This is a genomic window from Kribbella sp. NPDC059898 (assembly GCF_042730855.1).
In the GTDB taxonomy this organism is placed as follows: Bacteria; Actinomycetota; Actinomycetes; order Propionibacteriales; family Kribbellaceae; genus Kribbella.
Window position 1 is genome coordinate 309396 of the sequence record NZ_JBHWKR010000004.1, and the last position, 24414, is coordinate 333809.

Here is a 24414-nt window from a genome sequence, read left to right on the forward strand (position 1 = left end):
GGGATCGCGGATAGCATCAGCGGTGACAACCGGCTCTCGGCGAAGGGACTAGGCCAGCTCGTGCGCATCGACCTGCACACCCACTCGAACCGTTCGGACGGCACCGATCCGGTGCCGGTCCTGATCAGGCACGCGCACGAGGCGGGGCTGGACGTGATCGCGCTTACCGACCACGACACCGCCGACGGCTGGGTGGAGGGCCGGCAGGCCGCCGAGGAGCTCGGGATCGGGTTCGTGCCGGGGCTGGAGATCTCCTGCAAGCTGAACGGGATCAGCGTCCACCTGCTCGGGTACCTGCCGGATCCGTCGTACGCGCCGCTGGCCGAGGACCTGCGGATCGTCCGCGAGGGCCGCACCGACCGGATCCCGGCGATCGTCGCCCGGCTGAACAGCATCGGCGTCCCGCTGACTGTCGACGAGGTGCTCGCCCAGGCGACCGGTACGCCGTCGGTCGGCCGCCCACACGTCGCCGACGCCCTGGTCGCGAACGGCACGGTCGCGAACCGGACCGAGGCCTTCGACAAGTATCTCGCCGACGGCCGCGCCGGGCACGTCCCGCACTACGCGCTGGAGCCCGGCCACGCGATCGACCTGGTCCGCGAGGCCGGCGGCGTCCCGGTGATCGCGCACCCGTGGGGCCGGTCGAGCTACAAGGTGATGACCGAGGAAACCCTCGGCCGGCTGGTCGACGACCACGGACTGGCCGGCATCGAAGTCGACCACCAGGACCACTCGCCGGAGTCCCGGGAGGCGCTGCGCGCGATCGCCCGGAACCTCGGCATCATCTACACCGGTTCCAGCGACCACCACGGCGTCGGCAAGATCGACCACGACCTGGGCGTGAACAGCACCGAGCCCGAGCAGCTCGACCGGCTGCTCGAGGTCGCCAAGACGAACGCCGCCGCTTCGAACGACGCCGCAGTACCCGAGGCCTACCTCCCGTGAACAGTGTCATGAACGTCGGGCTGTTCACGTCGGTCTTCGTCACGCTGTTCGTGATCATGGACCCGCCGGGAACGGTCCCGTTGTTCATCTCGCTGACCGCGGGTCAGTCGCGCGCCGTACGGAAGAAGGCGGCGTGGCAGGCGGTGCTGGTCGCGTTCGGCGTGATCGTGGTGTTCGCGGCGTTCGGGCAGCAGATCCTGAAACACCTCGGCATCACGCTGCCGGCGCTGCAGTGCGCGGGCGGTCTGCTGCTCCTGCTGATCGCGTTGCAGCTGCTGACCGACACCGCCGAGGACCCGGTGCAGACCAAGAACGTGAACATCGCCTTCGTCCCGCTCGGTACGCCGCTGCTCGCCGGACCGGGCGCGATCGTCGCGACGATGGTGTTCGTGCAACGGGCCAACGGCTCGCTGCCGGACGTGGTCGCGATCTCGGCCGGGATCGTCGCGATCCACCTGGTGATGTGGCTGACGCTGCGGTTCTCCGGCGTGATCATGCGGATCCTCGGCGAGAACGGCGTACTGCTGATCACCCGGATCGCCGGTCTGCTGCTGAGCGCGATCGCCGTACAGCTGGTCGCCGGGGCTGTTCGAGACTTCATCAAGGCGGGTTGAGCGTGCTTCCTGGAATGCCCACCCGGTTGTTCGTGGCGACGCCGACGAAGCTGCTCACGTTCGCCGACTGCAAGCGGAAGTACCGGTACACCTACCTCGAGACGCCGCGGCCGCCGAAGGGTCCGCCGTGGGCGCACAACACGGTCGGCGCGATCGTCCACGAGGTGCTGGCGGACTTCTTCGGCCGCTGGCCCGCTTCCCGCCGTACCCCGGACGAGGTGGTCGCGAAGATGCGGTCGAGCTGGCGCAGCGAGGGGTTCCGCGACGAGCAGCAGTCGCTCGACTGGCGGGACCGCTCGACCGAGATGGTGCTCGGCTATCTGCGCGACTCCGACCCGTACTACGAACCCCGCGGTGTGGAGCGCACCGTCGCCTTCACCACCGAGCGGGCGTCGCTGCGCGGCCGGGTCGACCGGATCGACGAACGCCCGGCCCGCGACGGCAGCGGCGACACCGAGCTCGCGATCGTCGACTACAAGACCGGCCGCCGCCCGCTGACCTCGACGGACGCCCGCTCCTCGCTGGCGATGGCGCTGTACGTGCTCGGCGCCCGACGCGTCCTGCACAAGCCGTGCACCCGGGTCGAGCTGCACCACCTCCCGACGAACACCATCGCCGCCGCCGACCACGACGACGCCTCGCTGGCCAGGCACCAGAAACGCGCCGAGTCAATGGCCGACGACGCAGCCGCCGCCGAAGCCCGCTGGTCCAAAGGCCTCACCCCAGCCGAGGCCGACGAGGCCTTCCCACCCGAGCCATCACCCCTCTGCGGCTGGTGCGACTTCGCCAAAATCTGCCCCCAAGGCCGCCGCGAAGCACCAACCCGCGACCCCTGGGCAGGCCTCGACGAACCGGCCCAAGTCCCACTCGACGAGACAGGCTGACCCCTTCACCGCCGCCCGCCCACCGGCTCCACCGCCCGGCCGCCCACCGCCCGGCCGCCCACCGGACCGCCATTCGCCGGCCCCGCCGCCACCCTCCGGCCCCGGCCGCCCACCGGCTCCACCGCCGCCGGGCGGCTCCGCCCACCGCAGTCCGTCCACGGGTCCGCCGCCCGCCGGGCCTACCGGTCCCGCCGCCCACCGGGCCCCACCCAACCGCCCACCGGGCCCCACCCCGCCGCCCGCCGGGCCTACCGGTCCCGCCGCCCACCCGGCCCCACCCCACCGCCCGCCGGCTCGCCGCCCGCCGGGTCCACCGCCGCCGCCGGCCGGCTTCGCCGTTCGCCGCGTGGGGGCGTGTCAGCGGCGTGTGCGTGTGGTGCCAGCGGGTGGGTGGACGCTGAGGGTGGACGAAAGGGGTCGGAAGTATGGGTGCGAAGACTGTGAACAAGCTGGCGGTGCCGGGGGTGGCGTTGCACTACGAGGTTGCCGGGGACGGGCCGGTGTTGTTGCTGATTGCCGGTGACGGGGCGGACGCGGGTGTCTACTCGGGGATCGTCGGGCAGCTCGCGGCGGAGTACACGGTCGTGACGTACGACCCGCGCGGCAACTCGCGGAGCCGGTACGACGGGGAGCCGGCGGACGAGTCGGTCGCGCAGTCGGCCGCGGACGCGCTCGCGCTGATCGACGCGGTCGCCGGCGACGAACCGGCGGACGTGTTCGGCAGCGGCTCCGGCGCGATCACCGGGCTCGAGCTGATCACCCGGCACCCGGACCGGGTCCGGATGCTGGTCGCGCACGAGCCGCCGTGCACCGAGGTACTCGCGGACGCCGCCGACGCGCGGGCCTTCTTCGAGGAGGTCCGCAGCACGTACCACGAGGACGGGCTGACCGCGGCCGACGTGGTGTACATGATGGGCACCGGCATGGACGGCGACGCGATGCCGCCGATGGTGGACCTGCTGCCGGAGTACCGCGAGCTGGCCGAGCGGATGCAGGCGAACGCGGCCACCTTCTACGAGCACAAGCTGTTGCCGTACACCCGGTACGTCCCGGACCTCGACGCGCTGCGCCGGGTCGCGGACCGCGTCGTACCGGCGGCCGGGCTGGACTCCTACCCGCACCTGCCGGGGCGGCCGATCGAGGTCATCGCCGACCACCTCGGCTGGCCGGTGGTGATGTTCCCGGGCGGGCACGGCGGCTACTCCAGCCACCCGGCGCCGTTCGCGACCCACCTGGCGCAGCTGCTGAAGACCGGCACGTTGTAGGTTTCCCCGGCACGGTCCGGGCGCGGGTCTGAGGGGTCCCGCGCCCGGACCGGTTATTTGTTTGACGTTGCGGGTGGACCGGCGTAGCGTCCCTCCTCTGCCTTGACAACTTCGGTGTGGATCAGCCACGCCGTCACAGTGGTGTCCGAACCCCCGGGTCGTTCTCGAACCGGGGCGGTTCCGCATGCCGCTGGGGCTCTCGGACACCACCTTCCGCGGTGCGAGAGGAGGTAGTTGTGGGTGTCTACTGGGCGATCGCCGTACGGTCCTTCCGGCGGTTCTCGACGTACCGGATCGCCACCGTGTCGGGTGTGTTCACCAACTCGGTCTTCGGGTTCATCCTCTGCGGCGTGTACCTGACGCTGTGGCGCGAACGACCCGGCCTCGGCGGGTACGACGTACCGGACGCGCTCACGTTCGTGTGGCTGCAGCAGGGGATGCTCGCGCCGGTCGGGATCTTCGGCGCGACCACGACGAACGAGCTCGGCGAACGGGTCCGCAGCGGCGAGATCGCGGTCGATCTGTACCGGCCGACGCAGCTGTTGCTGTGGTGGCTGTCGGTCGACCTCGGGCGCGCGGTGTTCCAGCTGTTCGCTCGCGGCGGGATCCCGATGGTGGTCGGCGCGCTGGTCTTCGACCTCAAGTTCCCTTCCAGTGTGTGGCTCTGGCCGGTGGTCGTGCTCGGGCTGGTGCTCGGGATCGTCGTCAGCTTCACGATCCGGTACCTGGTCGCGCTGTCCGGGTTCTGGATCACGGACTCGCGCGGGATGGAGCAGCTCGCGCTGGTGCTGTCGCTGTTCTTCGCCGGCACGATCCTGCCGCTGGTCGCGTTCCCGGGCTGGATCGGTGTGGTCGCGCGGGCGACACCGTGGGCCGCGACCATGCAGGTGCCGATCGACATCTGGCTCGGCCGGAACCCCGGCGGCACCGGTCAGGCCCTGCTCTTCCAGCTGGGCTGGCTCCTGGTGCTGCTGCTGACCGCGCAGTTCGTCACCACGCTCGCGACCCGGAAGGTGGTGATCCAGGGTGGTTGAGCGAGTGCTTCGGGCGCCGGCGCAGTACTGGATGCTGGTCGTGATGTGGATCCGGTCGGTGCTGGCGTACCCGGCGTCGTTCGTGATGATGCTGATCGGGTCGACGCTGGTCAACCTGACCGATTTCGTCGCGGTGCTGATCATGTTCAGCCACATCACCGCGTTCGGCGGGTTCACGTTCGGGGAGATGGCGTTGCTCTACGCGACGTCCTCGATGGCGCTCGGGCTCGCGGACCTGATCACCGGGTCGGTCGAGCGGGTCGGCGAGCGGATCCGGACCGGCGCGTTCGACGCGTACCTGATCCGGCCGATCCCGGCCCTGCTGCAGACCGCGGCCGACGGGTTCGCGCTCCGCCGGCTCGGGCGTCCGCTGCAGGCCGGGACCGTGCTGGTGATTGCCCTGAGCAAGGTCGACATCGACTGGACGGTTGCCCGCGGCATCGTGTTCGTGGTGTCGATGGTCACCGGCGCGATCATCTTCGGGTCGCTGTTCGTGCTCGGCGCCGCATTCCAGTTCGTGTCGATCGACTCGGCCGAGCTGGCGAACTCGGCGACGTACGGCGGGATGGCGCTGACCCAGTTCCCGTTGACGATCTTCGGCAAGGAGATCGTCCGGGCGGTCACGTTCGTCGTACCGCTTGCCTTCGTCAACTACTACCCGGTGCTGTTCGTGCTGGGCAAGCCGGCACCGCTGGGGTTGCCGTCCTGGATCGGTCTGCTGTCGCCGCTGGTCGCCGCGGCGATGGCCGGGCTGGCGTCGCTCGGGTGGCGCGCCGGCCTTCGTCGCTATCGCAGTACAGGGAGCTGAGCTGTGTCAGTCATCGAGTTGCAGGATGTGTCGCGGACGTTCACGGTCTCGTCGCGGACCGGGCTCCGGCGTACCCGCCGTGAGGTGCGGGCGGTCGACGGGCTGTCGTTCACCGTCGAACCGGGGGAGGTGGTCGGGTACATCGGCCCGAACGGCGCCGGCAAGTCCACCACGATCAAGATGCTGACCGGGATCCTGGTGCCGTCCGGCGGCACGATCCGGGTGGCCGGCGTCGACCCGTCGAAACACCGGCTGAAGCTGGCGAAACGGATCGGCGTGGTGTTCGGCCAGCGGACCACGCTGTGGTGGGACCTGCCGCTGAAGGACTCGTTCGCCGTACTGCAGAAGATGTACGGCGTACCGCTCGCGCGGCACCGGGAGAACCTGGCGACGTTCGTCGAACTGCTCGACCTCGGCGACCTGCTCGACGTCCCGGTCCGGCAGTTGTCGCTCGGCCAGCGGATGCGCGGCGACATCGCGGCCGCGCTGCTGCACGACCCGGAGATCGTCTACCTGGACGAGCCGACGATCGGGCTCGACGTGATCAGCAAGGCCCGGCTCCGCGAGTTCCTCGCCGAGGTGAACGCGGAACGCCGTACGACGATCATCCTCACCACCCACGACCTCGACGACATCGAGGCCCTCTGCACCCGCGTCATGGTCATCGACCACGGCCGCCAGATCTTCGACGGCACCCTGACCGGACTGAAATCCAGCCAGTCGGCGCCCCGCACCCTGGTCGTCGACCTGGCCACCTCCCTGCCCCCGATCGAGGTCCCCGGCGCCACCGTCACCAAGGTCAACGGCCCCCGCCAGCATCTGACCTTCCCCACCACCACAAGCGCGGCCCCGCTGCTGGCCGAGATCGCCGCCAACTACCCCTTGGTCGACCTCTCCGTCTCCGAACCCACGATCGAGTCCGTCATCACCCAGCTCTACACGGTCAACAGCACCGTCGACTAGGCGAGGTCAGCGGCTGAGCCCCTTCGGCCGCGTCGCCTTGGTCGCCCTGGTGGCCTTGGCCGCGGTGACGTCCGCCGTCTTGGGCTCGGGCGCGATGCGCAGTTGCTCACGCATCACCTGGTTGAAGCCCTCCTGCCCGCGGACCATCCCGTCCAGATCGATTGCCTGCGGCAACACCGGCGCCGCGTCGAACACCCGGGCGTGCGCCGCGACCAGGAACGTCCGCATGATCGCGTCGCTGCCGCGCTGGAACTCCGGCCCCTGGACGAGGAAGTACGCCGCGTCCGCGAACGCCTGGCGGTGCGCCGGGTTCTTCGGATCGGCCTTCAGTTCCTCGAGCTCCGCGAGGGTCTCGAACGACGCCCGCCGCAGCACCTCCCGGTCCTCCGGACCCGCGGTCTGCGTCTTCACCTCGTCCGGGAGACCGTCCGGGAAGAACCGCCGCGTCGCCTCGTCGTCCGGCGCGGGCACGAAGTGCAGGATGTTCCCGTTGACCGTGCTGCCGTCCCGCAGCGTGACGACGTTCTGCAGCTCGTGCCGCCCGTCCAGCCGGTCGAGCGCGACCCGCTCCAGCTCGGTCAGGAACGTGTACGCCGGCGACCCCGGCTCCCGCCGCCCCACGGCCGGCGACAATCGGTAGTTCATCCCGAACTCGATCCGCGCCCGCACATCCTCCGCACTGGCCCCCGGCCGAACCCACTTCCCCTCGACCGCCAGCTGGTACCGCCACTCCGCCACATGCCGGTACGCCGCCTCGAACCCAGCCACCCGCTCCGCCCGCGTCCCGGCCCCCGCCAGCTCCCGGTCCAGCACCTGCAACGCCGCAGTCGCCTCAACAGCCTGCACCGCAGCAAACCCCCGCAGCTGATCCGCCACCGCCGGATCAACCGAAGTCATCACCACCGCCGGCGTAGGAAAACACCGCCCAGAGATCCACACCATCCCCGCACCCTACAAACCCACCGGCCCACCTCGCCGGCGACCTAGGCGAGGTCGGCGGCCAGGGAGGCGAAAACAACCTCTGGGTCCATGCCGTCAGCGTCCTGACGCCAGCCGTCGAGCACATCGGGGTACTGCGTCTCGTCGACCTGCCCCACGCCATCGGCGATCAGCCGCTTCGCCTCGGCGATCCCGATGTCGACGTAGCTCGCCTCGTTGTCCGCGAAGTAGTCGTCCCGCACACCTTCGTTGCGATGGAACTGCCCGGTGTTCCCGACGTACGTCCAGACATCCTCGTCCACCAACGCCGCGACCCACACCTTCCGCCCACCCTGACTGACGAGGAACAACCGCGTCATTTCGCCATCCCGCCTTTCCGCTTGTAGTCGATCGACTGAATCGGAGCAGACCGCTCCTCGAGCATCGGCCCGGATGCCCGGTTCCGTCGTGGGGACCGGCGGTCCTGCCTACCGTAAACTCTGACTTCGACCGGCACCCCGCCCAGGGTGGTCAGGTCGTCGATGCCACGGGGCTGACGCAGTTCGGCCGACATGGCGATTGCGGCCTCCCTCGCCTCCGCTCGCTTGTCTCGCGGTTGCGTCGCATCCCGTTCGACGACGTACAGCGCAGTTGTCCGGTTCTTCACGTCGATCGACTCGTGCGAGTGCAGCTGCAACTCGGCTCGTTGGCCGTGCTTCTCCAAGTAGAGGTGTAGTCCCTTGTACCTGCTGCCGTCGGCGTACGAATGGACGGCGCCGTTCGTACTCCAACCGTGCCGGCGCAACGAGTCGTGTGCTTCAACCGCTCTCGGCACCAGGTCGTCCGGATCGGGCGCGACGATCGTGTAGCGCACGACATCTTCCAAGGGCTGCTTGCCGAACTGCGTGCCGGCCAGCTTGCGGATCTTTCGTGCCAGCGACTGTGGCGACTTCACCCGGTTCTGGAGTTGGTACGTCGTGGTGTCATCGCGGATCGCGGCAACCAGATCGTCCGTGAGCTCCGCCTCGACCTTCGCCGCACGTGTCAGCAGCATCAGGCTCTCGACGGCGGCTTTGGACCCGTAGAGGCCGGCGATCTGCGCCTTGGTGGGAATCGGCTCTCCCCAGTCCAGCGGGCGGGCCCTCGTCAACCGCGCGTGCAGGTCGGCAGGTTCCGGCAGGTCGTCGAGGCCGGGTTCCATCTCTCCCCCAGGAATGTTCGGGCTTTCCAACGACGGTAGAGACCTGGGGAGGGGCTGTGGGGTGGGTTTTGGGATCTGTGGATAACTCGGGTGGGTTACGGAATGGGGTTGGGGGTGACGTGGGGGTGGTGGGGGTCGTTGTGCGGGTAGGACGCGACCGGTGGTGGGGCCTGGGGTTGGCGTGTGGGCGGCGGAACGACTGTGGAGGGTGTGGGATGGAGCCGGTCGACGAGGTGGAGGAGTTGCTCGCGCGGGCGGGTGCGCGGTGGCGGGCCGAGCAGGAGGTGCCGACGGAGCTCCAGCCGGAAGTCGGACCGGTGGCCAGGCCGGGGGTCGGACCGGTGCAAGGTCCGGGGGCCGGGTTGGAGGTCAGGTCGGAGGTCGGGCCGGTGCGAGGGGTGGAGGTTGGGCTGGGGTGTGGGGTGGGTGGCCGGTGGAGGTGGTGGGTGGTTCCGGTGGTGGCGGCTGTGAGTGTGGTTGTGGTTGTGGCGGGGGTGCTCACGGTGGGGCCGAAGCGCATCATGGCCGGGGGAGGTGGGGCGGCGATGAGTGGTGAGTTGGCTGTGCCGCGGGCGCAGGGGGACAACGAGGCGCTGTTGGTGAAGCCGGGGGATCGGGTGCAGGTCAGTGGGCTGGTGATTGCCGCGCCGGGGACGAAGCCGGTGTTCTGTGCGTTCGAGGACGGGATGGGCGTCGGGTACGCGCCGGAAGACGAACCGGCGCCGACGTGTGCGCCGGAGTTCTCGATCGGGCTGACCGGGGTGGACGTGGATCGGCTCAGCGACGCAAAGACGACGCAGGGGGTGCGGAGCGGGCGGGCGAAGCTGGTCGGGATCTGGGGTGATCGGACCGGTGCCGGCGAATCGGTCCGGACGATCGACGTACAGGAACAGTCCGCGCCCGAGGCCCGGGCGCCGTGGACGTTTCCGAAGCTGCCGTGCCCGGCGCCGGAGGGCGGGTGGGTGTCAAAGCCGAGCAACATCTACTCGCCCGCGGTGACCGCGTTCCTGGCGGCGCACGCCGACCAGATCTACGGGCCGGTGATCCACTACCCGAACGGTCACTCGCGGAACGCCCCGGTGGTGATCATGGTCGGTGTCGCGCACGGTGACCTGGACGCGTTCCGGCTGGCGTTCGAGCAGGTGTACAGCGGGAACCTCTGCGTCGCGCCGGTGCGGCTGAGCCGCGCCGACAACGAGCGGATCGTCGACGCGGTCGTCGCGCTCACGCCGGACAAGTCGCTCGGCATCCTGGCGGTCGGCGGCTCGGAGCCCGACGGCGGCCGGGCGGGGGTTTCGGTGATCGCCTACACCGAGCGGTTGCGTACCGCGCTGGCCCCGATCGGTCTCGACGACCTCAAGGTGATGCCGGTGGTCGAGCCGGTCCTGCGGTAAGAATCTTTCGACCACCGTCGAAACGGCGGACGTTCTCGCCCTCCCGTGTCATCGTGTGAGCATCCGTTCGCCCACGGTGAGGTAGGGATCCATGGCCAAGTTCGCGACCGCGGCCGTCGGAGTGGTCACGCTGGTGGTATCGGCGTTCCTGCCGATCACCGCTGACCACGTCGCCGGCGGTACGACGGCACCGGAAGTCTCCGGCGTACCACTGCCGGCCCCGCCGAACACCGCGCGGAACCCGGTCCGGGAGAACGCCGCCGACCCGTGGATGGTGTTTGCCGAAGGCAACTACAACCTGCTCTACACGCACGGCGACAAGCTCGTCGGCGTCGCGAGCCCGTCGGTCGACGGACTGGCCGCCGCGCCGGAGCAGACGCTCTGGCAGCCGCCGCCGGGGGAGGCGTGCTGCAACCTGTGGGCGCCGGAGATCCACCAGCTCGACGGCAAGTGGTACCTGTACTACACCGCCGACGACGGCACCGACTCGCACCACCGGATGTTCGTCCTGGAGGCGGACCACCCGATGGGGCCGTACGCGTTCAAGGCCAAGCTCGACACCGGCAACGAGCACTCGATCGACGGCAGCGTCCTGCAACTTCCGGACGGCCGCCTGTACCACCTGTGGTCGAGCGGCCGCCCCGACGGGCAGAACCTGTACATCGCCCCGATGAGCAACCCGTGGACGATCAGCGGCCCGCCCGCCCTCCTCGCCCGCCCGGACCAGCCGTGGGAGCAGAACGGCCGCAAGGTGGCCGAGGCCCCGAACGCCCTGGTCCACAACGGCAAGGTGTACGTCTACTACTCCGGCAGCGCGTGCGAGTCCCCCGACTACGCCCTCGGCGTACTCGAACTCACCGGCACCGACCCACTCGACCAGAGCGCCTGGACCAAGTCCGGCCCGGTGTTCAAACGCAACGACGCCAACTGGGTCTTCGGCACCGGCCACAACGGCTTCTTCACGTCCCCCGACGGCAAGGAGACGTGGCTGGTGTACCACGCCGTCACCAGTTCCAGCGGTACGCCTACCGGCAGCTGCAACGCCGGCCGCGCCGTACGGATCGGCAAGGTCACGTACGACGCCGCCGGCAGACCTCAACTCGGTACGCCGGCCGCGGCCTGGACCACGATGACGCTGCCGTCGGGCGACCCGGGCGCCGGCATCGTTGCCGACGGCATCTACGAGATCTCCCCGAAGAACGCGCCCACGAACCGGCTGGAGGTGGACGCCTGCTCGGCCGCCGACGCCGCGACCGTCCAGGTGTACACCCGGATCGCGGACAGCAGATGCCAGAAGTGGCGGCTCAGCTACCTCGGCGACGGCTCGTACAAGTTCCTCAACAACGACAGCGGCAAGGCGCTCGACGTCGCCGGGTGTTCCGGCGCGAACGGCGTGAAGGTCATCCAGTGGCCGTACTGGGGCGGTGACTGCCAGGAGTACTACCTGGACGCGATCGGCAACGGCTACTACAAGGTGACGTCGAAGGTCGGCGGCCGCACCCTGGACGTCGGCGGCTGCTCCACCGCCCCTGGAGCAGACGTCGACGTCTGGCCGTACTGGCAGGGCGACTGCCAGCAGTGGAAGCTGGAGAAGGTCGGATGAAGCGCTGGATCGCGGCCCTCGCCGCCGTCGCCCTGGTCGCCGTCGGCCAGCACGCGACCGCCCAGGAACACCAACGGCAGCAGGCCTTCCCGGACGTCAAGACCCGGGCCAAGGGCATCATCCCGCCGGGCGGAATGCTCAGCTCGAAGACCGGCGGCAACACTATCGACGCCAAGCTCCGCGAAGAGACGCCGCGCGCGGACGGCCGGCACCACTACGACTCGCGCAAGCTGGTCGAACGCCTCAAGGCGATGCACGTGAACACGTACCTGTTCGGCATCTGGGAGTCGCCGACCGACTGGGACGACCTGCGCAGCGAGTTCGCGCCGCTCGCCCGCGCGGCCGGGATCGACATCTGGGTGGACCTCGTCCCGCCGAGCGAGTGTCAGACCGATCGCCCGGAAGGCGCGTACCTCGAGGGCTACTGCTCGCGCCCGTTCAAGCTCGACTTCATCGCGTGGGCGCGGAACATCGCCACGTTGTCGCTGCAGTACCCGAACATCAAGGCCTGGCAGGTCGACGACTTCCTGGTCGCCGAAAACGCGAAGCTGTTCACGCCCGACTACCTCAGCAAGGTCAAGGCGACCCAGGACGCGATCAACCCGAACCTCGGCCTGCTCACCACGATGTACCGCTGGGACTACTCCGACGCGAACCTGGACCGGCTGGCGCCGTACATCGACGGCGCGATCTTCCCGTACCTCGGCGGCTCCCAGAGCGCCAGCGACCCACGGTACGTCGCCACCCAGCTCGACGAGCTCCGCGCCAAGCTGAACCCGCGGCACCTCGACCTGATCCTGCTGCTCTACACCGACCGCTTCCTCGACGCCGCGCTGCCGCCGACTCCCGAAGCCGTCAACGAGGAGCTGCAGCAGGCGATGCCGTACGCCGCCGACGGCCGGATCGGCGGGATCATCGCGTACGGCGCGCCGGTGAACTACGACCGCCGCCCGACGATCGCCTCGAACAACCTGGCGCAGACCGGCGACGGCCGGCTGAGCTTTGCCCAGGGCAACTACACGACAGCGGCCGCCGGCGGGTACGCCGAGGCGTCGCAGCAGGTCGCCGTCGACCCGAATGCGGGCAGCTGGAAGCTCGACTTCGCGACGTACGACCAGGTCAGCCGGACCCCGTCGAAGTCCGGGAAGCTCTTCAAACAGGTGCTGGTCGACGACAAGGTCGTCTGGCAGTCCGACGTCGCCGACGAGTTTGGCTTCACCTGGGCGCCCGCGTCGGTCGACCTGACCGCGGCGCTCAAGGGCAAGACGTCGGCCAAGCTCAGCCTCCGCCTGTACACGCAGGCCGCGGCCAACTTCCCGATCGACGTCGGGTTCGACAGCCTGGTGCCGACCGGGTTCACCGTGCGGAACTTCGGCTTCGAGGACGTCAACCCGGCGACCCGCGCGTGGCAGCTCAACCAGCAGAGCGCGAGCATCATCGGCTCGTTCGAGAAGGTCACCCCGCACCAGGCGAAGGACGTGTACGACGTGATCGCCGCGGCGTACGCCGGCCTGCCCGCTCCCGCCGTACCGACGACGCCGTCCGACCCGATCCCGGGCAACCTGCCGCGGACCGGGTCGCCGTACCAGCCTGGTGGTGCGAACACGATCCACGACAGCGCGATGTACGGCAAGGGCCGGTTGAGCCTGTTCGTGCCGGAGAAGACCGCGACCGGGACGAGTACGTGCATCTGGGCCGAGCAGCGGATGGCGGTCGACCCGAACGCGCCGCGGTACGAGATCTCCTGGTGGGACTACGACGAGTACGCCGCCGACCTGTTCGGGTACCACCTGAAGCAGGTCACGATCGTCACGTCGAAGGGCAAGAAGCTGCTCAGCAACGTCGACGCGGCGAGCGCCCCGAAGCTGTGGATGAACGGGCAGGGCGGCTGGGGGCCGATCGACATCACCGAGTTCGCCCGGGGTGAGAGTTCCGTCGTACTGCAGTTCGCGCTGTGCGAGCAGCAGGGCGTGGGCGATTGCCTGATCGACGTCGGGTACGACGACATCACCGCCGTCGGGCTGACCGTGACGAACGGCGACTTCGAGCAGGGCAGCACCGGATGGACGATCGTCAGCCCCCATCCGGGTATGCAGGCCAAGATCGTCACCGCACCCTGACGTTGGCGCTCAGACCGTCCTGAGGGTCGGGTAGTCGTGGAAGAAGTCGACGAGCATCCGGGCGGTCTTCGCCGGCTGGTCGATCGCCGGTGAGTGACCGGCGTCCGGGATCACCTCGGCCTCGACACCCAGCGTGGCAGCCATCGCCTGCTGCGCCGGGATCGGCCAGCCGTCGTCGGTGGCGCCGTGCAGGACCTGCTTGCGGACGGTGGCCTTCGCCAGCAGCTCGGTCTTGTCCTCGGCGTCGGTCAGCCGGTGGGTGATCTCGGCCAGGCTGGTCGGCACGTTGCTGGTGAACCGCTTCCGCAGGAACGCCGCGACGTCCTCGGGCGGGGCGACGTACCCGGGAGCCTTGCTGTCGTGGTCGAGCTTCAGGTCGTACACCTGCTCGATCGGGACGTTCTCCAGGCCGTACGCGAGCATCTGTAGGCTCTGCAGCGTCGCCTCGTCGGTGAACGCGCCGGGGCCGGAGCAGAGCAGGCTGATCGTGGAGAACACCGACGGGTCGGTCAGCACGGCCTCCCGCGCCACGAGCCCGCCGAACGAGTGCCCGACCAGCTGGCTGAACCCGCCGAGCGCCTTGCTCATCGCGACGACGTCGGCTCCGAGCTCGGCCAGCGAGTACGCCGACTTGTCGTTCGGGCCGGCGGTCTCGTACTGCCCGCGCTGGTCGACGGCGACCGTACGCCAGCCGTAACGGCACAGGTGGTCGACGAGGGGCGTGAAGTCCTCCTTGCTGCCCGTCCAGCCCGGCACGAGCAGCACCGTGCCCAGCGGCGTACCGATCGACGGCACAGCGGTCAGCGTGGCGAACGGGCCTCGCTCGGTCTCGAGTGTCACGGGGTGAACCCCGTCGGGCAGCGTCAACGTACGCGGCGTACTCACAGGTAGAGAGCCTAACCGGTCATTGCGCAGCGTTCGAAGTACGGCACAATGGCCGCGTGCCTCGCACTCTTGCGGTCGCGAATCAGAAAGGCGGCGTGGCCAAGACGACCACCGTCGCCACCCTCGGCGCGGCCCTGGCCGAGCTCGGCCTCCGCGTGCTGCTCGTCGACCTGGACCCGCAGGCCTGTCTGACGTTCTCGGTCGGCATCGACCCGGAGGACCTGGACAAGTCCGTCCACGACGTACTGCTCGGCGGCGTCCGGGCGCGCGACGTACTGATCGAGCTCGACGACGGCCCGGACCTGCTGCCCGCGACGATCGCGCTGGCGACGGCGGAGGTGCAGCTCGCCCGGGAGAGCGGCCCGGAACAGGTACTGCGGACCGCGCTGCGCCCGCTGCGTCCGGCGTACGACTGGATCATCGTGGACTGCCCGCCGACGCTCGGCCTGCTCACCGTGAACGGGCTGTCCGCGGCGTCCGACGTACTGATTCCCTTGCAGTGCGAGACCTTGGCGCATCGTGGCGTAGGGCAACTACTCGACACCGTGCACGACGTACAGCGGCTGATGAACCCCGGGCTGCAGGTGCTCGGGGTGCTGCCGACCCTGTACGACGGGCGGACCACACATGCGCGCGCCGTACTCGAGGGGATCGCGGACACGTACTCGTTGGACGTGCTGCAGCCCGCGATCCCGAAGTCGATCCGGTTCGCGGAGGCGCCGGCGATCGGGGAGACCGTGCTGACTACGGCCCCGACCTCGCCCGGTGCGAAGGCGTACCGGGCGTTGGCCGGGGCGTTGGCTCACTGACTGGCGGGCTGCTTGCGCAGTTTGTGGCGGAAGCGCCACAGCGGTACGGCGATGATCGCGAACAGGATCAGGAACGGCAGGACGGCGCCGGCCGCGGTCGCTAGTGCTGAGAAGACTGCGGTAAAGGCGTTCCAGCCGCCCTTGAGGCCGGCGACGAACCCGGTGTCCTTCTTCGGTTCCGGGGGAGCCGGTTTGCCCTTTTCGGTCAGAGTGAGCGTGAGGGTGGCGAGGTCGGTCTGCAGGGAGAGGTTCTTTTGCTTGGCCAGCAGGGCTTCCAGGTCGGACTCGCGGCGGGTCAGTTCGCTCTCGACCGAGACGATGTCGCCGATCGTGTTCGCCTTCGTCATCAGGGCGCGCATCCGGTCGAGGCTGGCGCGCTGCGACTCGATCCGGCTGGCGACGTCGACGACCTGCTCGGTGACGTCCTGGGACTCCTGCTGGATCTGCAGGCGTTTGCCGAGGTCCGAGAGTTGCTGGATCGCGGTCTCGAAGGACTTGGTCGGAACCTTCAGGACGAGGTTCGACCGGGTGATGTTGCCGTCCGAGTCGCTGCCGGTGTCCTCGGACGCGACCGTACCGTCGAGCCCCGCGACCGCGGTGACAGCCTTCTGCCGCATCGCCGACACGTCGTCGCCTTCGACCGTCAGCGAACCGGTCTTGATGATCGCCCGCGTGATCGTCGGATCATCCTGCCCGGCCGACTTTCCCTGCGCGGACGCCTGCGGCTTGCTCATCGCCCCCGCGTCCTGCTTGGCCGGCGCGGCCGCCCCACTACTCGCATGCTCGTCGGTGGAGGCCCCACCACACCCCGCCAACACCAACACACCCACCACAACAGCAACCAGCCTGATCCGCCCCATCACCCAGCCCCTCTCATCGTGATTACCGCCCTAGGACGGCGTACACGTGGGTGGGTGTTGCACCTTCAGATCACCATTAGGAAACGTTCCAGACCTCCACCGCCCGAGGGGCGCCCACGCCCCGGCACTAGCCGCCCGCCCCGAGCCAGCCGTTCCGAGAGCTGCCCCCCAGGCGGGTACGGCGCTCCGCCAACGGGCTGATTCAGGAGGCGCCGGCCGGATGGGTACGGCGACCCGGGGTGCCGCCAACAGGCTGATTCTGGAGGTGCCGGCCGGGTGGGTGCGGCGACCCCGGGGTCCGCCAACGGTCTGATCCGGGAGGCGCCGGCCAGCTGGGTACGGCGACCCGGGATCCCCAACGCGGTGACTCGGGACGTGCCCCGGAAGGTGCCGGCGGGGTGACTCGGGACGTGCCGCGGGAGGTGCTGCGGGGTGATTCGGGAGGTGCCGGCCGGGTGGGACCCGGCCGGCGGTGCCTCATTCGGGTGCTTTGAAGAGCGGCGCGGAGGCCGCTTTCGTGGCTCGCTTGGCCGGGGCCTTGGTCGCCTTCGCGGCGGCCTTCTTGGCTGGCTTCGTCGCGGCCTTCTTAGCCGGAGCGTCTGAAGCCGCGGTCGCCTTGGCCGTGGTCTTCCGCGCCTGCTTGACCGGCGCCTCCGCAGTCTCGGTCGCCTTGGCCGTTGTCTTTCGGGCCTGTTTGACCGGTGCTTCGGTTGTCTTGGCTGTTGTCTTGCGGGTGCGCGTGGCCGACGCCTCGGCAGGAGCAGGCTCGGCGGCCTTGGTGGTGGCCGTCTTGCGGGTGCGCTTCGCGGGGGCTTCCACGACCGCCGCCGGCTCGGTGGCAACTGCCTTTCGCGTACGGGCTCGCTTGACCGGCGCCTCCGCAGCAGGTGCTTCAGCAGCCGGCTCGGCTACCTTCTTCGCGGCAGTCTTGCGGGCCGGCTTCGCAGGTGCTTCCTCGACCGTCTCCGGCTCGGCGACGGCTGCCTTCCGGGTGCGGGCTCGCTTGACCGGAGCGTCGGCGGCAGGTGCTTCAGCTGCCTTCTTCGCGGTGGTCTTGCGAGTGCGCTTCGCGGGGGCTTCCTCGGCCGCCTCCGGTGCCTCGGCGGCCGCCTTCCGAGTGCGCGCCTGCTTGGTGGGTGCTTCCTCGACCGGCTCCGGCGTACCAGCAGCTGCCTTCCGGGTGTGGGCCTGGGGTGCTTCCGAGATCGCCTCCGGCGTACTGGCGGCTGCCTTCCGTGTGCGTGTCCGCTTGGCCGGCGCCTCAGCAGCAGGGGCCTGAGCAGCCGGTGCTTGGGCAGCAGGTGCCTCGGCGGGGGCTGCTGTCTTTCGGGTGCGGGTGCGCTTGGTCGGCTGGTCCGCGGTGACCCCCGGGGTGGTCGGCTCGGCTGGTGCTGTCTCGGCGACGGCGGGGCTCGGCTGGACGGTCTCGGCGGGTGCCTCGGGCGTGGACTTGGCATCCACGGACTTGGCTTCCACGGACTCGGCCGGGCGGGTTTCGCCGGAGCGGCGGTTGCGGTTGCGTTTGCGGGGCTTGCGGGCGGGGGCCTCGTCCGAGATGACCGGCGGTACTTCGGTCTTCGTCGTGACGTCGGCGAGTTCCTCGACGGGCTGGCCCGCGCGGGTGCGCTTCCGGGTGCGGTTGCGCTTGCGGTTCCTGCTCCGGCCGGAACGCTCGCTGTCGGCCTCGGTGTGCTCGCGCCGCGGACGGGGCTCGCGCCGCGGACGGGGCTCGCGGTGCTCACGGGGCTCGCGGGAGTCGCGGTGTTCACGGGGTTCGCGGACCTCGTGGGACTCGCGCGCGGCACGGATCCGGCCCTTCGCCTCGGACGGGATGCCGAGGTCGTGGTACAGCTCCGGCGAGGTCGAGTAGATCTCCTGCGGCTCGTCGTACGGCAGGTCGAGCGCCTTGTTGATCACCTTCCACCGGGTGACGTCCGGCCAGTCGACGAACGTGACGGCGATACCGCTCGCCCCGGCGCGACCGGTGCGGCCGATCCGGTGGATGTAGGTCTTCTCGTCCTCGGGGCAGGTGTTGTTGATGACGTGCGTGACGCCCTCGACGTCGATGCCCCGGGCCGCGACATCGGTACAGACCAGTACGTCGATCTTGTCGCCGCGGAACCGGGTCAGCGCCCGTTCCCGCGCCTGCTGGTTCAGGTCGCCGTGGATCGCCGCCGCCTTGAACCCGCGGTCCTGCAGGTCGTCGGTCAGCCGCGAGGCCTCGCGCTTGGTCCGGCAGAAGATCATCACCCGGCCGCGGTCGTCGGCCTGCAGGATCCGGGCCACCACCTCGGGCTTGTCCAGATCGTGCGCGCGGTACACGAACTGCGCCGTGGTCGGCACCATCTCGGTGTCCTCGTGGGACTCCGCGCGGATGTTCAGCGGGTGCCGCATGTGGGTGCGCGCCAGGCCGATCACGGCCGACGGCATCGTTGCCGAGAACAACATCGTCTGGCGCAGCTCGGGCGTCTTGCGGAGGATCCGCTCGACGTCCGGCAGGAAGCCCAGGTCGAGCATCTCGTCGGCCTCGTCGAGGACCAGGACCTTGATGTGGCCCAGGTCGAGGACGCCGCGATTCGCCAGGTCCAGCAGGCGTCCCGGCGTACCGACGACGACGTCGACGCCCTTCTTCAGGGTGTCCAGCTGCGGCTCGTACGCGACCCCGCCGTAGATGGTCAGGATCCGCACCTGGCGGACGGTGGACGCGGTCTCGAGGTCCTTGGCGACCTGGATGGTCAGTTCCCGGGTCGGCGTGACGACGAGCGCCTGCGGCTTGCCGGGGGCGACCAGTTCGGCGTAGTCGGCCTCGTTCGGCGCGATCGTGCGCTGCAGCAGCGGGATGCCGAAGCCGAGCGTCTTGCCGGTACCGGTACGGGCCTGCCCGATCAGATCGGTGCCCATCAGGGCCACCGGGAGGGTCATCTCCTGGATCGGGAAGGGTTCGACGATGTTGACGCGGTCGAGCGCGTCACAGATCTCGGGGAGCACCCCGAGCTCTCGGAAGGTGGTCAGGCTGATCGCCTCTCACATGCTTGTGCGGACAGATGCTCTGTGGCCGGGCGCCTGGGGCCGGACAGCCCCGATCGTGAGGCGCGGGGACACTGTGCAAGCACCTCGCACCAGCTTGCCCATCTGGGCGCGTCACCGGCGAATCGCCCACCAGTGTAACCACAGCAGCTGTCAACGCCGCCTCGTGTGGCATGCACCACTCGCGTAACGGGTGCCTGCAGGGTGCCGCGCGTCACGGTTGCGGACAGATAAGGTGCCGGGCATGGAGCAGACGGCCTTTGACGATCCCGCCTACCGGGCCGCGGCGGTGGACCTGCTGGGTGTGCTCGCGTACGGCGAGCTGACCGCGTTCGAGCGGATGGCCGAGGACGCCAAGCTCGCGCCGACGCTGGACGACAAGGCGGAGCTGGCGGCGCTGGCGACCACCGAGTTCGGGCACTTCCAGCGGCTCCGCGACCGGCTGGTGCAGCTCGGCGTGGACCCGATGGACGCGATGCGGCCGTTCGTCACGCCGCTGGACGCGTTCCACGACCACACCGCGCCGTCGGACTGGCTCGAGGGCCTGGTGAAGGCGTACGTCGGGGACGGCCTGGCGAACGACTTCTACCGGGAGATCGCGTCGTTCGTGGATGCCGAGACGCGGGCGCTCGTACTGGACGTGTTCGCGGACTCCGGGCAGGCGTCGTTCGTGGTGGACCGGGTCCGGGCCGCCATCGACGAGGACCCGAAGCTCGGCGGCCGGCTCGCGCTCTGGGGGCGCCGGCTGGTCGGCGAGGCGCTCAGCCAGGCGCAGCGGATCGCCGCCGACCGGGACTCGCTGGCCGCGTTGCTGGCCGGCAGCGTGGACCGTCCGGGGCTGGACCTGGCCGCGATCGGCCGGATGTTCACCCGCCTGACCGAGGCGCACACCGCCCGGATGACCGCCCTCGGTCTCCAGGCCTGACCCCGGACAGGGCAACGGCCGCCCTCCCCGGGTGGGGTGGCGGCCGTTTGGTGGTGCTGCCTGCGTCAGGCGGTCTTGGCCTTACCGCCGTTGCGTGCGGAGATGATCGCGATGACGACCGCGGCGCAGACGATCTGGATCAGGTACTGGATCCAGTCCGGGCCGGGAGTGTCCTTGACACCGAGGAAGTAGGCGATCAGACCACCGATGAAGGCGCCGATGCCGCCGCCGAGGATGGTCCAGCCGAGGCTGATGTTCTGCTTGCCGGGGAGCACCAGCCGGGCCAGCGGCCCGAAGATGATGCCCGCGATGAGGCTGACGATGAGCATCCAGACCCAGTACACGGTTCCTCCTTGTGAGGGTTGGTGACCTGCGGCCCGGCCTGGTGCCCCGTGACAACCAGACCACTGCGGACGCAGGTCTACCGTAATCGTGCCCTCTGAATGCTGCCGTGCAACCCGGACACGCGCGACTGTGTCCGGAACGCGATGTGAACGGATGCCGCCTAGATCGCGCCGAAGCCGACCTTGCGGGTCGAGACCTCGCCGATCTCGACGTACGCGAGCCGGTCGGCCGGGACCAGGACCTTGCGGCCCTTGTCGTCGGTCAGCTCGAGCAGACCGGACTTCCCGCCGAGCGCGTCCGCGACCAGCTGCTGGACCTCTTCCGGGCTCTGGTCGCTCTCCAGAACCAACTCGCGATTGGCGTGCTGTACGCCGATCTTGACCTCCACGAAACCCTCCGGGCACACGCTCCGACCGGCGGCTCTCGCCGGTGACGCTTCGAGCCTATCCGCTAGCAACCTCCGGCCCGCACCCGTCCGCCGAGAGCAGAACCTCCAAACCCCACCCGTCCAGCGACAGCAACTGTCCCGTGGGAGGAGAGGAGGGGGCGCCGGCCATGCGTGGAGAGAAGGGGGAGGGGGCGCCATCCACGCATGGGAGGAGGGGAGGGTGCGCCGTCCGCGGGTGGGAGGAGAGGGGATGTCGTCCGTGCGTGGGGAGGGGACGGCGTCCGCGGGTGGGAGGAGCGGAGGGGGCGCCGTCTGTGGGTGGGGAGGGGACGGCGTCCGCGGGTGGGAGGAGCGGAGGGGGCGCCGTCTGTGGGTGGGGAGGGGACGGCGTCCGCGGGTGGGAGGAGCGGAGGGGGCGCCGTCCGTGCGTGGCAAGGGGACGGCGCCCGCGAGTGGGAGGAGGAGGCGGGGGCGCCGTTCGTATGTGGGGAGGAGGGGCGGGGCGTGTGTCGGTGTGGGGTTGTGGGGGTGTCAGCCGTCGGTGCGGGGGAAGCCGCGGATGCCGCGCCATGCCAGCGAGGCGACGAGGTCGGCGGCGTGTTCCTGGGGGAGCGTGGGGTTGCCGGCGCCCAGCCAGTAGCGGGCGCTGACCTGGGCCATGCCGACCAGGCTGACGGCCAGCACCATCGACTGCTCGCGGTTCAGGCCGGCGTCGGCGCTGATCACCTCGGAGACCGCCTCGGCGCAGGCGTGGGTGACCCGGTCGACCCGCTCCCGGACGGCCGGCTCGTTGGTCAGGTCGGACTCGAACACGAGCCGGAAGGCGCCCTGCGCGTTCGCCACGTAGTCGTAGAAGGCGTGCATGGTGGCCGCGACCCGGAGCTTGTTGTCCTCGGTCGACTTGAGCGCGTCCTGGACGGAGGCGACGATCGCCTCGCAGGACGTGTCCAGCAGCGCCAGGTACAGCTCGAGCTTGCCGGGGAAGTGCTGGTAGAGGACCGGCTTGGACACCCCGGCCCGGTCCGCGATGTCGTCCATCGCGGCGGCGTGGTACCCGTTCGCGACGAAGACCTCCTGGGCCGCCTCGAGCAGTTGCGCGCGACGCGCCAGCCGGGGCAGGCGGCTGCCGCGCTTGGGTGCGGTCTCCGGTGTCGTCGACACGGCGGGCTCCTTCGTGGGGTGCGCTCCTGGTACCGGTCTGCGTCCGTCACCAGGTCGTTCCACGAATCCTACCCAGCAGTGCTCCCGGCCAGTAGCTTCCCCGCCGTCCGGTCTTCCATCGTGGTAGAGCGCGGACGTTCCAACGTGGTAACGATCACGTCACTCAGCGGTAGTCGTCCTCGCCCTCGTCGCCGACCTCGCGGCGCTGTTCCTCGACGTCGGCAGGGTCGGCCTCGACCGGGATCGGATCCGCCGCGGGCTGCTCGTCCTCGTCGCGCGGGTCCTCGGAATCGGTGGTGGTCATGCCGGCTCGTCTCCTTCCGGTCAGCTCTGCGGCAGTGGTTGCGGGTCGTCGTACAGGCCCTCGAGCACGTCACCGTACTCCTCGATCCGGGCGAGTACGTCGTGCGGCAGGAACTTCAGGTCCTGCGGTGTGGTGGCGGCGGCCACCTCGTCCCAGTCGATCGGTGTCGACACGCGGGGTTCGTCGGCGCCGCGGAGCGAGTACGGCGCGAGCGTGGTCTTGGCGCTGGCGTTCTGGCTCCAGTCGATGAAGACCTTGCCGGGCCGGAGCGCCTTCGTCATGTTCGCGGTGACGTTCTCGGGCAGGGCCTCCGCCAACTGCTCAGCCAGCTGCTTCGCGAAGGCACTGGTGTCCCTTGACGACGCGGGCTCGATCGGCACGTAAAGGTGCATGCCCTTGTTGCCGGAGGTCTTCGGCCAACCCTCAAGGTCGTAGTGGTGCAGCAGTTGCCGCAGGGCCAGAGCCACGTCGCAGCACTCGACGATCGACGCTCCCGGACCAGGGTCCAGGTCGAACACGATCAGATCGGCCTGCGGGTCCTTGCCCTGGTCGGACAGCCCGATCCGCCACTGCGGAACGTGCAGCTCGAGCGCGGCCAGGTTCGCCAGCCACACCACGGTCTGTACGTCGTCGCAGACCACGAAGCTCATCTCGTCGCGTCCGGTCGAGCTCCCGGGGGTCGGCAGCGTCTCCGTCCGCACCCAAACCGGCGTACCGCGAGGAGCGTTCTTCTCGAAGAAGAACGGCGCATCCGTCCCGTCAGGCCACCGTTTGCGGGTCAGTGGACGGTCGGCCAGATGTGGCAGCAGCAACGCCGCCACCTGGTGGTAGTAGTCGATCACCTCGGCCTTGGTGAACCCGGACTGTGGATACAGCACCTTGCCGAGGTTCGTGAGCTTCATGGTCTGCCCATCGACCTCGGTCGTCAGCTGCTGCTGCGCACCCGCCATAGGTCCCAGTCTCCATCAGCGAAGCGTCCTACCATGGGTCCTGTGGAGAGTTACGGGTCAGTAACCGGGGATGCCGTACCCGTGGAACTGCAGGAGTGGCCGGAGCGGCGGGTGCCGGTCGCAGGGGTGGAACTGCTGGTCAGGGACGTGCCTGGGGCCGCACCGGACCTGCCGCCCGCCCTGTTCGTGCACGGGCTCGGTGGGTCTTCGCTGAACTGGACAGCGCTCGGGCTGCTGCTCAACGACACCGTGCGCGGCATCGCCCCCGATCTCCCCGGATTCGGCCGTACGCCGTTGTCGGGCGAGACCGGGATCGCCGAGCAGGCCGAGGTGCTGATCCAGTTGCTGGAGCGCGAGTACGACCAGCCGGTCCACGTGTTCGGGAACTCGATGGGCGGGGCCTCATCGGTAGCACTGGCCGCGCAGCGCCCTGACCTGGTGGCGTCGCTGACCCTCGTCTCGCCCGCGCTGCCCCATCCACGGGTATCTGCGAGCGCCCTGTGGTTCACGGTGCTGGCGACGCCGCGGCTCGGTCCGACGGTGCTCGAGCGCACGCAGCGACTGCCGTTCGACCACCGGTTCGAGGCGTCGCTGGCGATGGTTTTCGGGAACCCTCGGGCGCTGGCGCCGGAGGTGCGGGCAGCCTACGAACAGGAGCTGCGCCGGCGTGACACCGACCCGTGGGGCCGGCAGGCCACCGTGCAGGGGGCTCGCAGCATCCTGCGCTCCTCGCTCGCCAGACCGCGCCGGTCGCTGTGGGCGGACGCAGCCACGGTGCAGTGCCCGGTGCTGTTGATCTACGGCGGCAAGGACCGTCTGGTCGACGCGCGGATCCGTACCAAGGCCCAACGCACGTTCCCGAACGCACGCCTGCTCTACCTGCCGCAGTCCGGTCATGTGGCGCAGATGGAACACCCTGACGAAGTGGCCCGAGCCTTCCGGCAGCTGATCGAAGGGATTCCGAGGCGCCACTGAGACACGACCGAAGGTCTCGTCAGGTCAACTTGGGCG

The 24414-nt window shown here is 69.7% G+C and carries 24 protein-coding genes; 13 read left to right on the forward strand and 11 right to left on the reverse strand.

What is annotated here, in order from left to right:
- Window positions 1-60 precede the first annotated feature (60 nt).
- The 7 genes from ACFV9C_RS15535 (at window position 61) to ACFV9C_RS15565 (ending at window position 6513) form a co-directional block, all read left to right on the forward strand.
- Window positions 61-945 (forward strand): PHP domain-containing protein, encoded by an 885-nt coding sequence (locus tag ACFV9C_RS15535; RefSeq protein WP_380194588.1) that lies wholly within the window; start codon window positions 61-63, stop codon window positions 943-945.
- Window positions 946-953: 8 nt separating this feature from the next.
- Window positions 954-1559 carry a MarC family protein gene (locus ACFV9C_RS15540; RefSeq protein ID WP_209696011.1) on the forward strand — a complete coding sequence of 202 codons (606 nt, stop codon included), beginning with the start codon at window positions 954-956 and terminating at the stop codon, window positions 1557-1559.
- Between the two features lie 2 nt (window positions 1560-1561).
- Window positions 1562-2443, forward strand: coding sequence for a RecB family exonuclease (locus ACFV9C_RS15545; RefSeq protein WP_380194078.1), 882 nt, complete (start codon window positions 1562-1564; stop codon window positions 2441-2443).
- Between the two features lie 425 nt (window positions 2444-2868).
- Complete coding sequence (locus ACFV9C_RS15550) at window positions 2869-3708, forward strand: alpha/beta fold hydrolase (protein WP_380194079.1); 840 nt, start codon at window positions 2869-2871, stop codon at window positions 3706-3708.
- A gap of 236 nt (window positions 3709-3944) precedes the next feature.
- On the forward strand, window positions 3945-4742 hold the full coding sequence (locus tag ACFV9C_RS15555) for an ABC transporter permease (RefSeq protein ID WP_380194081.1): 798 nt from the start codon (window positions 3945-3947) through the stop codon (window positions 4740-4742).
- The gene (locus tag ACFV9C_RS15560) at window positions 4735-5550 is read left to right on the forward strand and encodes an ABC transporter permease (RefSeq protein ID WP_380194083.1); all 816 of its coding nucleotides are present in this window, start codon (window positions 4735-4737) and stop codon (window positions 5548-5550) included. Before ACFV9C_RS15555 ends, ACFV9C_RS15560 begins: the two co-directional genes overlap by 8 nt.
- Window positions 5551-5553: 3 nt before the next feature.
- A complete protein-coding gene (locus ACFV9C_RS15565) occupies window positions 5554-6513 on the forward strand; it encodes an ATP-binding cassette domain-containing protein (RefSeq protein ID WP_380194085.1) in 960 nt (319 codons plus the stop codon).
- A gap of 6 nt (window positions 6514-6519) precedes the next feature.
- Here the strand turns inward: ACFV9C_RS15565 and ACFV9C_RS15570 are convergent, their stop codons facing one another.
- The 3 genes from ACFV9C_RS15570 to ACFV9C_RS15580 are packed head-to-tail and all read right to left on the reverse strand — an operon-like array spanning window position 6520 to window position 8632.
- Window positions 6520-7455: a hypothetical protein gene (locus tag ACFV9C_RS15570; protein WP_380194086.1), complete on the reverse strand. Its 936-nt coding sequence runs from the start codon at window positions 7453-7455 to the stop codon at window positions 6520-6522.
- A 41-nt stretch (window positions 7456-7496) separates the two neighbouring features.
- A complete protein-coding gene (locus tag ACFV9C_RS15575) occupies window positions 7497-7811 on the reverse strand; it encodes a hypothetical protein (protein ID WP_380194088.1) in 315 nt (104 codons plus the stop codon).
- On the reverse strand, window positions 7808-8632 hold the full coding sequence (locus ACFV9C_RS15580) for a hypothetical protein (protein ID WP_380194090.1): 825 nt from the start codon (window positions 8630-8632) through the stop codon (window positions 7808-7810). Before ACFV9C_RS15580 ends, ACFV9C_RS15575 begins: the two co-directional genes overlap by 4 nt.
- Window positions 8633-9099: 467 nt before the next feature.
- Here ACFV9C_RS15580 and ACFV9C_RS15585 point away from each other — a divergent pair, with 467 nt between their 5' ends.
- The 3 genes from ACFV9C_RS15585 (at window position 9100) to ACFV9C_RS15595 (ending at window position 13749) form a co-directional block, all read left to right on the forward strand.
- Window positions 9100-10026, forward strand: coding sequence for a hypothetical protein (locus ACFV9C_RS15585; protein ID WP_380194092.1), 927 nt, complete (start codon window positions 9100-9102; stop codon window positions 10024-10026).
- A gap of 91 nt (window positions 10027-10117) precedes the next feature.
- Entirely contained in the window at window positions 10118-11629 is a 1512-nt protein-coding gene (locus ACFV9C_RS15590; RefSeq protein WP_380194093.1) for a family 43 glycosylhydrolase, read from the forward strand.
- A complete protein-coding gene (locus ACFV9C_RS15595) occupies window positions 11626-13749 on the forward strand; it encodes a hypothetical protein (RefSeq protein WP_380194095.1) in 2124 nt (707 codons plus the stop codon). Before ACFV9C_RS15590 ends, ACFV9C_RS15595 begins: the two co-directional genes overlap by 4 nt.
- A 9-nt stretch (window positions 13750-13758) precedes the next feature.
- Here the strand turns inward: ACFV9C_RS15595 and ACFV9C_RS15600 are convergent, their stop codons facing one another.
- Window positions 13759-14589 carry an alpha/beta fold hydrolase gene (locus ACFV9C_RS15600; RefSeq protein ID WP_380194097.1) on the reverse strand — a complete coding sequence of 277 codons (831 nt, stop codon included), beginning with the start codon at window positions 14587-14589 and terminating at the stop codon, window positions 13759-13761.
- 101 nt (window positions 14590-14690) lie between these two features.
- On the opposite strand from ACFV9C_RS15600, the gene ACFV9C_RS15605 reads away from it, so the two are divergent.
- The gene (locus ACFV9C_RS15605) at window positions 14691-15443 is read left to right on the forward strand and encodes a ParA family protein (RefSeq protein WP_380194099.1); all 753 of its coding nucleotides are present in this window, start codon (window positions 14691-14693) and stop codon (window positions 15441-15443) included.
- Here the strand turns inward: ACFV9C_RS15605 and ACFV9C_RS15610 are convergent.
- Together ACFV9C_RS15610 and ACFV9C_RS15615 are read right to left on the reverse strand one after the other, a co-directional pair.
- On the reverse strand, window positions 15437-16303 hold the full coding sequence (locus tag ACFV9C_RS15610) for a DUF4349 domain-containing protein (protein ID WP_380194101.1): 867 nt from the start codon (window positions 16301-16303) through the stop codon (window positions 15437-15439). The genes ACFV9C_RS15605 and ACFV9C_RS15610 overlap by 7 nt on opposite strands.
- Before the next feature lie 477 nt (window positions 16304-16780).
- On the reverse strand, window positions 16781-19291 hold the full coding sequence (locus tag ACFV9C_RS15615; RefSeq protein ID WP_380194103.1) for a DEAD/DEAH box helicase: 2511 nt from the start codon (window positions 19289-19291) through the stop codon (window positions 16781-16783).
- Between the two features lie 283 nt (window positions 19292-19574).
- Between ACFV9C_RS15615 and ACFV9C_RS15620 the strand changes: the two genes are divergently transcribed.
- Entirely contained in the window at window positions 19575-20255 is a 681-nt protein-coding gene (locus tag ACFV9C_RS15620; protein ID WP_380194104.1) for a ferritin-like fold-containing protein, read from the forward strand.
- Window positions 20256-20320: 65 nt separating this feature from the next.
- Here ACFV9C_RS15620 and ACFV9C_RS15625 read toward each other — a convergent pair whose 3' ends face one another.
- The 5 genes from ACFV9C_RS15625 to ligD all read right to left on the reverse strand — a co-directional run bounded on the left by ACFV9C_RS15625 (window position 20321) and on the right by ligD (window position 23403).
- Entirely contained in the window at window positions 20321-20599 is a 279-nt protein-coding gene (locus ACFV9C_RS15625) for a GlsB/YeaQ/YmgE family stress response membrane protein (RefSeq protein WP_380194106.1), read from the reverse strand.
- A gap of 161 nt (window positions 20600-20760) precedes the next feature.
- Window positions 20761-20988, reverse strand: a complete 228-nt coding sequence (locus ACFV9C_RS15630; RefSeq protein WP_380194107.1) for a DUF3107 domain-containing protein — start codon at window positions 20986-20988, stop codon at window positions 20761-20763.
- Window positions 20989-21519: 531 nt separating this feature from the next.
- Window positions 21520-22149: a TetR/AcrR family transcriptional regulator gene (locus ACFV9C_RS15635; protein ID WP_209693503.1), complete on the reverse strand. Its 630-nt coding sequence runs from the start codon at window positions 22147-22149 to the stop codon at window positions 21520-21522.
- A gap of 163 nt (window positions 22150-22312) precedes the next feature.
- Window positions 22313-22453 carry a hypothetical protein gene (locus tag ACFV9C_RS15640; protein ID WP_380194108.1) on the reverse strand — a complete coding sequence of 47 codons (141 nt, stop codon included), beginning with the start codon at window positions 22451-22453 and terminating at the stop codon, window positions 22313-22315.
- A gap of 20 nt (window positions 22454-22473) precedes the next feature.
- On the reverse strand, window positions 22474-23403 hold the full coding sequence (ligD, locus tag ACFV9C_RS15645; RefSeq protein ID WP_380194109.1) for a non-homologous end-joining DNA ligase: 930 nt from the start codon (window positions 23401-23403) through the stop codon (window positions 22474-22476).
- 42 nt (window positions 23404-23445) lie between these two features.
- On the opposite strand from ligD, the gene ACFV9C_RS15650 reads away from it, so the two are divergent.
- Complete coding sequence (locus ACFV9C_RS15650; RefSeq protein ID WP_380194110.1) at window positions 23446-24378, forward strand: alpha/beta fold hydrolase; 933 nt, start codon at window positions 23446-23448, stop codon at window positions 24376-24378.
- Window positions 24379-24414: the final 36 nt, after the last annotated feature.

Excerpts from the sequence above, each read along its gene's own strand:
- ACFV9C_RS15540 (WP_209696011.1), top strand. The coding sequence starts at position 954 with ATGAACGTCGGGCTGTTCACGTCGGTCTTCGTCACGCTGTTCGTGATC.
- ACFV9C_RS15580 (WP_380194090.1), bottom strand. The coding sequence starts at position 8,632 with ATGGAACCCGGCCTCGACGACCTGCCGGAACCTGCCGACCTGCACGCG.
- ACFV9C_RS15640 (WP_380194108.1), bottom strand. The coding sequence starts at position 22,453 with ATGACCACCACCGATTCCGAGGACCCGCGCGACGAGGACGAGCAGCCC.
- ACFV9C_RS15575 (WP_380194088.1), bottom strand. The coding sequence starts at position 7,811 with ATGACGCGGTTGTTCCTCGTCAGTCAGGGTGGGCGGAAGGTGTGGGTC.
- ACFV9C_RS15590 (WP_380194093.1), top strand. The coding sequence starts at position 10,118 with ATGGCCAAGTTCGCGACCGCGGCCGTCGGAGTGGTCACGCTGGTGGTA.
- ACFV9C_RS15595 (WP_380194095.1), top strand. The coding sequence starts at position 11,626 with ATGAAGCGCTGGATCGCGGCCCTCGCCGCCGTCGCCCTGGTCGCCGTC.
- ACFV9C_RS15620 (WP_380194104.1), top strand. The coding sequence starts at position 19,575 with ATGGAGCAGACGGCCTTTGACGATCCCGCCTACCGGGCCGCGGCGGTG.
- ACFV9C_RS15550 (WP_380194079.1), top strand. The coding sequence starts at position 2,869 with ATGGGTGCGAAGACTGTGAACAAGCTGGCGGTGCCGGGGGTGGCGTTG.
- ACFV9C_RS15570 (WP_380194086.1), bottom strand. The coding sequence starts at position 7,455 with ATGGTGTGGATCTCTGGGCGGTGTTTTCCTACGCCGGCGGTGGTGATG.
- ligD (WP_380194109.1), bottom strand. The coding sequence starts at position 23,403 with ATGGCGGGTGCGCAGCAGCAGCTGACGACCGAGGTCGATGGGCAGACC.
- ACFV9C_RS15610 (WP_380194101.1), bottom strand. The coding sequence starts at position 16,303 with ATGGGGCGGATCAGGCTGGTTGCTGTTGTGGTGGGTGTGTTGGTGTTG.